Annotated in this window: 10 protein-coding genes; 4 read left to right on the top strand and 6 right to left on the bottom strand. The window is 57.7% G+C overall.

Features of this window, described 5'->3' with window-relative positions:
* Nucleotides 1–22: 22 nt before the first annotated feature.
* The 3 genes from AC3WQZ_RS19085 to AC3WQZ_RS19095 are packed head-to-tail and all read right to left on the bottom strand — an operon-like array spanning nucleotide 23 to nucleotide 1,707.
* On the bottom strand, nucleotides 23–406 hold the full coding sequence (locus AC3WQZ_RS19085) for a hypothetical protein (RefSeq protein ID WP_174549460.1): 384 nt from the start codon (nucleotides 404–406) through the stop codon (nucleotides 23–25).
* A gap of 48 nt (nucleotides 407–454) precedes the next feature.
* Complete coding sequence (locus AC3WQZ_RS19090) at nucleotides 455–1,150, bottom strand: hypothetical protein (protein ID WP_492301059.1); 696 nt, start codon at nucleotides 1,148–1,150, stop codon at nucleotides 455–457.
* A gap of 2 nt (nucleotides 1,151–1,152) precedes the next feature.
* A complete protein-coding gene (locus AC3WQZ_RS19095; protein WP_037025049.1) occupies nucleotides 1,153–1,707 on the bottom strand; it encodes a PAAR domain-containing protein in 555 nt (184 codons plus the stop codon).
* A 258-nt stretch (nucleotides 1,708–1,965) separates the two neighbouring features.
* Here AC3WQZ_RS19095 and AC3WQZ_RS19100 point away from each other — a divergent pair, with 258 nt between their 5' ends.
* Nucleotides 1,966–2,520 carry an aminoglycoside phosphotransferase/kinase family protein gene (locus tag AC3WQZ_RS19100; RefSeq protein ID WP_492301061.1) on the top strand — a complete coding sequence of 185 codons (555 nt, stop codon included), beginning with the start codon at nucleotides 1,966–1,968 and terminating at the stop codon, nucleotides 2,518–2,520.
* A gap of 34 nt (nucleotides 2,521–2,554) precedes the next feature.
* The gene (locus AC3WQZ_RS19105; RefSeq protein WP_492301062.1) at nucleotides 2,555–2,950 is read left to right on the top strand and encodes a phosphotransferase; all 396 of its coding nucleotides are present in this window, start codon (nucleotides 2,555–2,557) and stop codon (nucleotides 2,948–2,950) included.
* A gap of 195 nt (nucleotides 2,951–3,145) precedes the next feature.
* Here AC3WQZ_RS19105 and AC3WQZ_RS19110 read toward each other — a convergent pair whose 3' ends face one another.
* The 3 genes from AC3WQZ_RS19110 to AC3WQZ_RS19120 form a co-directional block, all read right to left on the bottom strand.
* A complete protein-coding gene (locus tag AC3WQZ_RS19110) occupies nucleotides 3,146–3,355 on the bottom strand; it encodes a helix-turn-helix domain-containing protein (RefSeq protein WP_439668260.1) in 210 nt (69 codons plus the stop codon).
* An 80-nt stretch (nucleotides 3,356–3,435) separates the two neighbouring features.
* Entirely contained in the window at nucleotides 3,436–4,623 is a 1,188-nt protein-coding gene (locus AC3WQZ_RS19115; protein WP_492301064.1) for an IQM protein middle domain-containing protein, read from the bottom strand.
* A gap of 754 nt (nucleotides 4,624–5,377) precedes the next feature.
* Nucleotides 5,378–5,866, bottom strand: a complete 489-nt coding sequence (locus AC3WQZ_RS19120) for a hypothetical protein (RefSeq protein WP_492301066.1) — start codon at nucleotides 5,864–5,866, stop codon at nucleotides 5,378–5,380.
* A gap of 126 nt (nucleotides 5,867–5,992) precedes the next feature.
* On the opposite strand from AC3WQZ_RS19120, the gene AC3WQZ_RS19125 reads away from it, so the two are divergent.
* Both AC3WQZ_RS19125 and AC3WQZ_RS19130 read left to right on the top strand, forming a co-directional pair.
* A complete protein-coding gene (locus AC3WQZ_RS19125; protein ID WP_492301067.1) occupies nucleotides 5,993–6,517 on the top strand; it encodes a PAAR domain-containing protein in 525 nt (174 codons plus the stop codon).
* A gap of 4 nt (nucleotides 6,518–6,521) precedes the next feature.
* The gene (locus AC3WQZ_RS19130) at nucleotides 6,522–7,085 is read left to right on the top strand and encodes a hypothetical protein (protein WP_492301069.1); all 564 of its coding nucleotides are present in this window, start codon (nucleotides 6,522–6,524) and stop codon (nucleotides 7,083–7,085) included.
* Nucleotides 7,086–8,088 lie beyond the last annotated feature (1,003 nt).

Here is an 8,088-nt window from a genome sequence, read left to right on the forward strand (position 1 = left end):
CAGAGCCCTGCTACCAACTTACTCAGAAGGGCCAATGTGGCCCGCGATGTGCTCGACATTTTTGCGACGCGATGACAAGGGTGTTGGAATGCATCCGCGGCGCATCAATTTGTGCGGCGCTATGCCGCTCAGGAAGCTGACGAGTAACCCATCGATCAGTCGCGAGAAACACCGCTACAAATAGGCAGACACCAATGGCGTAGGAGAGAGATGCCCGCAACCGTTCGCCCGGCCGGCGCAGTAAGACAAACAGCAAAAGCAGCAGACCGCAGAGCGCCAATACAGCTGCGCAGAAGACTGTGATGCCAGCAATCGCAGCCAATGGGCCGGTTGTGACCTGTGCGAGCGTAACGGGCGTCCGAGCGGCAATCACCGCGAACGTTATACCCAGCAAGGTCATGGCCATGGCACATAGATCCACTAGGCGAACTACCTTACTTGCTTTGCGTTTCATCTACCTAAGCCCTTCGGCAACAAGACGTTCCGCCAGTGCCGCCCAACGTCGCGGACTGTCCGAAACGACATGAGCATAATAGAAATGTCCTTCGCCTTTTCCTGCAAGCATCTGCCTGCTGAGCAATGGGGCACCAGCCACCAACTCCAGCCACGGAATGCCTGCATGGATCGGATCCCCATACTGCACCAGGTCAATCAGGATAACCTTCCGGATGTTCCGATGGCCGCGCAGGTCCGTGAGAAACGCTTCGGCGATTGGCGACCCTACCAGAACCAGATGGTCGATGATATGCCCTTGCCTGGCGTATGACCACGCGGTCTGAGCGGCCAGCAATGACCCATAGCTGTAGCCGATCAGGTTGAACTGAGGTGCCTCCGCAGCCATGCCGCTGGTGATTGTCCATTCGCCATCGTCGCGGTTTCGGATCACCATGCCAGACCGGATGGCATCCAGCAGCATGCCACCCAAGGCGTAGTCTTGCGGCAACGCGTGCGTTGCAGAGTTGGTCAGCCCGGCAAAGCACTGGGAAATGCCGGCTCGACGGAAGGCTGCCAGCTGAGGTTGGACGTATTGGCCATCCAGCCCAGCACCACCCCAATACAATGTACCCCGCGGCCGCAACAGGTACACCTTGACTGGTTCCCTATCCGAAACCGGCGTCAGCCGGACGTTGACAGTCTTGAGCGGTTGCATGGTTACGCACCCTCCCCAAAGACCTCAAGCCTGACCGTCGCCGCACGGTCCGCGAACACAGGTGTGGTGAAGCCGTTGCTGTCGGTGTGGCCTTCATGCGTTCCGGTATCGCCGATCAGGCGATACCGCCAGTTTGCCAAGGGCCGTCCGCTGCCTTCATCAAGCAACTGGATGCGCTGGTCGTAGCTGGCGGGCTCGCCTGAGTGCAACGCTTGCGTGGTCGCAGCAAAGCCGCTGGGCATAGCGACACGCAGCTTCGCAATGTGGTCCGCGGTGATAGTCATCGTGAACGGACGCGAGGCATGAAAGACAGGCGCTGGTCGGCAACCGCATGCACAGATGTCTCCGCTGAGGGCCACTTCCTTGCCTCTATCTCTAGAGGGGATGCGCGGACCGACACAGACAATCACGCCCGGGCGCTTGCATACAGGGCAGTAGACGGCATCGCCCTCGCGGGCAACTGGCTTGCTGTGCCAGAAGTAGGAACTGCTGCCGCCAACGATGACAGCGCCGTTGTCGGCCTTGTCGCCTCTGACCAGATAGGTTCGGGTCACCATGGCGCGCCCTCAGCGTCGGAACGAACGTAAGCCAAGATCGGCGCAGGGCAGAGGTCTTTCGATCTCTCAAGATGAAGGTTATCGTTTCTGATTGAGGCCATTTTCCGTGTTCCATGAGCATGGCAGGTCGCCCACCAAGACATGGAACTAGCCGTGCGGTATGGAATCAATCAGGCAAATCCTAAAGTGGCCGTTGAAATTGCGTCCATATATTCACCCGGCTCCATTGAACGATTCATGCGACTGACCGCATAAGCTATGACATCGGACAGCGAAGCCGCTTCCTCCAACGACGTCGCGCTCGTGTGCCAGGCCATCGTGGCCGCCTATGGCATAGACGTGATCAATGTGCGTGAAGTCGTACGGGGGGTGAACCGCACCTTCTCCCTCTGCGACTCTGGCGATCGGACGTACTATCTTCGCCAGTACAGAACCCATGGCCGGGGCGAAGACGATGTTGACGCCGAGTTGCGGTTGCTTGAGCGGATCGAGCAGGATGAGGTGCTGGCAGTATCGGTCGCACATCCAACGCTAGAAGGAGCGCGTAGCTTTCGTGTTGCCCTGTCGGATGGCGCGATGCGTCATGCAGCGTTGTTCTATGGGGCAGACGGGCGTCCGTTGGAAATGACGAGGGATGATCTTGGCGTGGCAGTGCAGGCGCTGAAACGCCTTCATGACCAGCCGTCGCTAAAGGATTACGCGCCTCGCAGGCAAATCGCAGATATTCGTGAAGCTGGTCGGACGCTGAACCGTCTAGCAGAAAAATTCACCTTCGCTGGAAGTGCCGTCGGTTGCGGTTCGGGAGCGTTGTGAGCGCTTGGTGGCGGCGGGCTGGTCGGCTGCTGAGATGCCGTTCGGCTTTTGCCACGGCGACTATCGTGTGGGGAACATGCGGATCGATGGCCCCCGGATCACGTTATTGGACTTCGACGATTGCGGATGCGGGCTGCAATGGTTCGATCTGGCCGCCATTGGATGGTGGCTTGAGATTGACGGCAGATGCGATGCGGCCTTTTTGTGGCGCGCGTTCGTCAGTGCCTACATGCCGGCATTGCATGGATCTCTGGCCTTCCGCCATGCAATCTCGCTTCTGATCCTACTTAACGAGATTAACTCGATTCGCTTCTTGCTCGATTACTGTGCACTGGATGATGATCTGTGGCGCGACGTGTGCAAGCGCCTGGATGATATGAGCTACCGGGCGGTATCGGGGCAGCTTGCGATTAACCGTTGGCCTGCGTGAACATGCTGCAATGCCTGTCGATGGGGACTCACGTGAATCCGGATGGTGCAATGAAAGTGCGCGCTGCGAAGCTGGGCGATCTGGGGTGGTTGCAGGTCCTGGGGAGATTCCCGCTTGCTGACCCCGCTTCATAAATGGAGCCTGGGAGAGGCTCGCCACCGCGACCCAGCGGCGACGCCAATCTTTCCCAGTCGCCTAGCCCATGGGCTGGCGAAAGTAACTCCGCCCAGATAGGCCAGATAGCAGATTCTGCGCCGCGTAGCACTGCATGGCCGCCTTGAAGACTTCTGCGTTGCCGGCAAAGCGGGTGTAGTAGGTCTTCTTGGAAATGCCGGCGGCGGCAATGGCCTCCACGCTGGTGGCGCCAAAGCCATGCTCGATGATGAGCCGGGCGGGGTGACCCATGCACTACACCTCCGGCTGTGACCGCTCGCAAGCGGCTGTCCAGGGGCTTAGGTAGCTCTAAGCCATTTGTAGGCTCAACCTTACAATGGCTTACCGTTGTTCCATCCGCGGCTCGGCTCGGCGACGGGTTCTGATTGAGGCGGCGGGGTCTGAGGCTTCGTGCCCCTCGTCCATCCGCGACTCGGCTCGGCGGCAGGCTCAAATCGAGGCGGCGGCGCGTGGCGGTTCGCTCGCGGCCTGCCAGGCGGCGGGGTCGAAGCGGCCGCTTGCCCCGGCGCGCAAAGGGCGGCGACAGAATCGTGCTCGTCCCCTGTAGCCGTATGGACGATCGCTTTTGCTTCGTCCATGTTCAGGCCATCATCCGCTAGTACGTGCAGGCATTCGATTAGATTTTCTCTGGTAGGGCGATAGTGCCCACTGGCGTTGGAGATTTCGCGAAGGATGCCTTCTTTGACCACAATCTCGCCAGCGCAGATCACACTATTGCCAGCATTGAGCGACGAGTGATTGAATTGCGAGCTGACGTTGCCGACCAGGCGCCCGTTTTCGGTGCTGTTCTGCACGAACAGGTTTCCGTAGAGATCCATGGCATAGATCGTGATGCCCTTGGGCGTCGAATACCAGGCACCGTTGCGGCTAAGCCGACCATTTGACACGGTAAGCATCGTTCCAAGGCGCTCATGCTTGCGCATATAGTGGACATACATGCTTTGGCTCGAGATGGGAGCCAGCTTCTCGTAGGCAGTGAAGTCCTCTGGCCTGAACTGATCGAACGGTCGACCTTGGACCAACGGAGATGGCTGCCTTGTGTGAACATCATGGGCGAAGCTTCCGCCCACCGGCGAAATCGTCACGTCCAATCCATACGTTATCGCATCGCGAAACTGGTTCCTAGCTTGAATGAACAGCATTCGCTCGACGGAGTAGCCAGGTTGAAGGGGAACGCCTATGCGGGGGCCGTAGAGTTGCTTCTTGCGTTGGAACTGCTCGTAATTCATAAGTAAGAGCACCTGCTTGCGAAGGTCCTGCACAGCAACGCTTCGCAACGCGCTGTTCTTCGATTCTTTCCCCTCCTTAATCTTCATCCACTCGTCACACGCACCCAAGAGGGTGCCAAGATGCTGCATACGCCCATCTGCTGTCGGCGGTGGATTGGTCACCCATGTCTCCAGCAGAAAGTCGATTTGCAGTAGCTTCTTCCTGCCTCGAAAGCCAGAAAGCGCAGTCTTACTCTTAAATGCCTCCAGACTGATCAGGGTGGGTTTCATGTGGTGCCTCCTGTAGACTGGAATGATGAGCAGTGCTAGCGCCGGCTTTCGCGCAGCGCTATTGGCTCAGCAAAGGTAGTCCATCATGAGTCCGCGCCAGGCCCTGTGCAATACCTGGAAACTGGTAGTAGTGAATGCACCCATTACCAGTGAGAGGACCGCAAGGCCGGGGAACAGGAGTCCGATGGCAACAAAAAAGGTTCTTCGAAGAATTCCGGGGAACGCTGCGCGGATTTTGAGGAAGAGGGCCAACTTGTGCGGCGCTATGCCGCTCAGGAAGCGGACGCGTAACCCGTCGGTCCGTCGCGAGAAACACCGCTACAGACAGGCAGACACCAATGGCGTAGGAGAGAGACGCCCGCAGCCGTTTGCCCGGCCGGCGCAGAAAGACAAAAAGCAAAAGCAACAGACCGATGAGCGCCAATACAGCTGCGCAGAAAACGGTGGTGCCAGCTATCGCAGCTAATGGGCCGGTTGTGGCTCGTGCGAGTGTAACGGGCGTCCGAGCGGCAATCACCGCGAACGTTATACCCAGCAAGGTCATGGCCGCGGCACATAGAATCCACTAGGCGAACCACCTTGCTTGCGTTGCGGTTCATCTACCTAAGCCCGTCTATCCCCTTCGTCAAATCGCGCTAGATGGGGGAGGGCACCAGGAAAAAATGGTTGATGCTGTGCTATCCCACGGTACCCCGTCCGGCGCGACCGTTGGATGGAGCCCAAACTCCGTCATGGTGCTACCGCAATTCGTGCGTCACGCCGCGGCCACTGAGAACATGACTCGAATCGCTCTGGTGTCCAAGGCATAGCAGGCAACGGAGGCCACCACGGCTATGCCGGCTACCATCAGCAATGAGCGACGCTGGTCGGGGATGGTCCAGAGCAAGTATCCCAACGCCCCAAGCCATACCAGCACAAGGATCAGGTCAGCCAGAAGTACCGCAGCTGACACAACGCCCGCATAGCCAACGAACATATCGTCCCGTGTTGGCGCAGCAACTATGTGAAAGAGGCTTAGCCCGATAAGCGAAGCAGGCAGCGATACGGAAGGCAGCAGGAATAACCAACGCAGAACCATCACCTCACACCCCTCCGCTACGATTCGAGCGGCCAACGCCCGCAGCCCATAGATCCCCAAGGGTGAGCCACCGTGCTTGGCCTGCATTTCATCCAGATAAATCCATCGGCAAAATGATACTGCGCCATTGTCTCCCAGCGCCTGAGGAAAAATCCTGAAAACCATGGCGATATTTCGCTAACATCTGATTTGAATAAGTCAAACCGCATTTTTAGGGAAAGACTTATAGATCGAATGACTACCTTCGTTTAGATTCCTCGATTCAAGCTATTTGCTGGAGGACATCCTGTGATGAGAAAAGGCATCATTCGGCAGGGCGACACGACCACGCACGGCGGCGAGGTGTTAGAAGGTATACCGAATTTTGGGATCCACGGCGTACCTGTCGCCGCGGTAGGGCATATGGTTTCGTGTCCACAGTGCAAAGGTGCGTTCCCGATCATTGAAGGTGATACGTCTTTTACCGCCTATGGCAAGTCGATCGCACTGCATGGCATGCATACCGCCTGCGGGGCGCAGTTGATTTCGTCAACCAGTGGCTTTGCAAACGTTGAGCACCCGCGCGGGGGAACGGGCTTTGCAAGCGCGGAAGGCGGGATGGCGCATATCGCAGGTGCATGGGGCAAGAACGACGCGTATGACGACCTGTACGTGCTCCAGGACAGTTCGACCGGAACGCCATTGCCGAATACCGAATATGCGGTCGTGCGTGAAGGCGCCAGTCCTGAGTTTGGCAAGACCGATGGCCAGGGAAGAACCCATCTGCTGACTTCCACTATGCACGCAGCGGAAGTGACCATTTACGTAGAGGGGTGATTGAATGTCGAGCGCGCTTGTTTCCCCATCTGGCAAGACTTTGATTCCTGTCGCCAGGCGCACGACAACGCCAACGCCAGCGAATGCACCTAAACCGGTTCCCGTGGAGCGGGAATATTTGGAAGTGCTCATCTTCGATAAGCTACCTCGTCCGGCCTCGGCATTCGGTCATGCTGCAATTGGGATTGATGGGACCGTCTATAGCCGCGCACATGAAAAGTACTTCAAGGGCTCGCTTACGGAGTACCTGAGAAGCAATACGCAAGGGGTGAAGCGCGATGTTGTTGGTCTGTACCTATGGGTGTCGCCACGCGAAAGGAGGATCGTTCAGGACGAATTAGAGAGACGAGCGGTCGAAGACGAGAAGTACAGCGTGTTCAGTAATTCGTGTAGCTCCAACGTCGCGGACGTTCTCGAGTTGGTCGGTATCATGGCGCACGATCCACGCTACTTCCCGACGCCGGTATCCCCGGCCGATCTGTTGGCGGTGCTATCGAAATCTAACCGGCTTGTTGAACGCCGATTCTATGGAAAGGGTTACGAAGGTGGCGCCTCCGGCAATTGGTAGGAAATCAGTCGTTGCTCTAGGTGTGTCGGGGTTGGCGTTCGCGCTGCTTTACGCATGGTGGAGCGGTTGTAGTATCGACCTGCTAGGGCGAACCACCGTCGCACCCGTACCCCTGCACGAAGAGCCGCTAGACGTGTTCAAACGGCAAGGGCCTTTCAGCGGTACCGTTCCATCAGGCACCTTCTGCAGGTTGATTCAAGTTGAAACAAAGGGCTTGGTTTCGTTTCGGGTCAGGTGCGGGAGCCTTGAGGGATGGACGGACGAAGCCCAATCTTTCGACCCGCCGCTAGGCGTTGGTCTGTTCGGTTGAAAGAAGGCCCGGTCACACTGATCTGGGCCTCAAAAGTTGGACATGCAACTCTTAGGGTGTCCCATGTACAGATACAGCGCGGCCAAGATCGCAGCCCGTGTGTTTATCCCAGTGTCGCTGTTGGCTGCTGGACTCCTGGCTGCGTTCCTATACCCCTTTCATCTGTCGGACGAGAACACAACAATCGATGTCATACACATGCAGTATGCCTGCGGAGAGTGCCACGTACAGTATCTAGTGCTAAAGGCTGGCGGCGCGAATGGCCAGACACACGCCCGAACGTTCGGCAACGAGAGCGGTGCCCCCATGCGGTTTATCGGATGGGATGTCGTCATACTGTACAAGGGGTCTGACCAACCGCTCCTCAAGTATCGGAATTCCAGCGCTGTGTCTGCCGAGGATTGCGCAAGTCCAGTGCTTCGCCTGAGGGGGCAATTCAAACGTAAGCTGATCTACACGTTTCTATATTCCGGAGACCGGTACGACGGCACATATTTTGATGCGCAAACCGCTTCCATTGCGCCGCAGGACCCCCATGGCTGTAAGGCGCCTGGCGGGGCATCGATTCGATAGCCGTCCTTGCTCGCGAGGTTACGTGGGAAATCCATAATTGTCTGCGTCGTTCAATAAGTGGAGAATCGCCATTGCCCCCGCCACGCCGCCCACCTAAGCGCCGACCACCGTGACGTCCAC

The organism is Cupriavidus sp. FW305-26 (assembly GCF_058787975.1).

Excerpts from the sequence above, each read along its gene's own strand:
- AC3WQZ_RS19085 (WP_174549460.1), bottom strand. The coding sequence starts at position 406 with ATGGCCATGACCTTGCTGGGTATAACGTTCGCGGTGATTGCCGCTCGG.
- AC3WQZ_RS19090 (WP_492301059.1), bottom strand. The coding sequence starts at position 1,150 with ATGCAACCGCTCAAGACTGTCAACGTCCGGCTGACGCCGGTTTCGGAT.
- AC3WQZ_RS19095 (WP_037025049.1), bottom strand. The coding sequence starts at position 1,707 with ATGGTGACCCGAACCTATCTGGTCAGAGGCGACAAGGCCGACAACGGC.
- AC3WQZ_RS19100 (WP_492301061.1), top strand. The coding sequence starts at position 1,966 with ATGACATCGGACAGCGAAGCCGCTTCCTCCAACGACGTCGCGCTCGTG.
- AC3WQZ_RS19105 (WP_492301062.1), top strand. The coding sequence starts at position 2,555 with ATGCCGTTCGGCTTTTGCCACGGCGACTATCGTGTGGGGAACATGCGG.
- AC3WQZ_RS19110 (WP_439668260.1), bottom strand. The coding sequence starts at position 3,355 with ATGGGTCACCCCGCCCGGCTCATCATCGAGCATGGCTTTGGCGCCACC.
- AC3WQZ_RS19115 (WP_492301064.1), bottom strand. The coding sequence starts at position 4,623 with ATGAAACCCACCCTGATCAGTCTGGAGGCATTTAAGAGTAAGACTGCG.
- AC3WQZ_RS19120 (WP_492301066.1), bottom strand. The coding sequence starts at position 5,866 with ATGGTTTTCAGGATTTTTCCTCAGGCGCTGGGAGACAATGGCGCAGTA.
- AC3WQZ_RS19125 (WP_492301067.1), top strand. The coding sequence starts at position 5,993 with ATGAGAAAAGGCATCATTCGGCAGGGCGACACGACCACGCACGGCGGC.
- AC3WQZ_RS19130 (WP_492301069.1), top strand. The coding sequence starts at position 6,522 with ATGTCGAGCGCGCTTGTTTCCCCATCTGGCAAGACTTTGATTCCTGTC.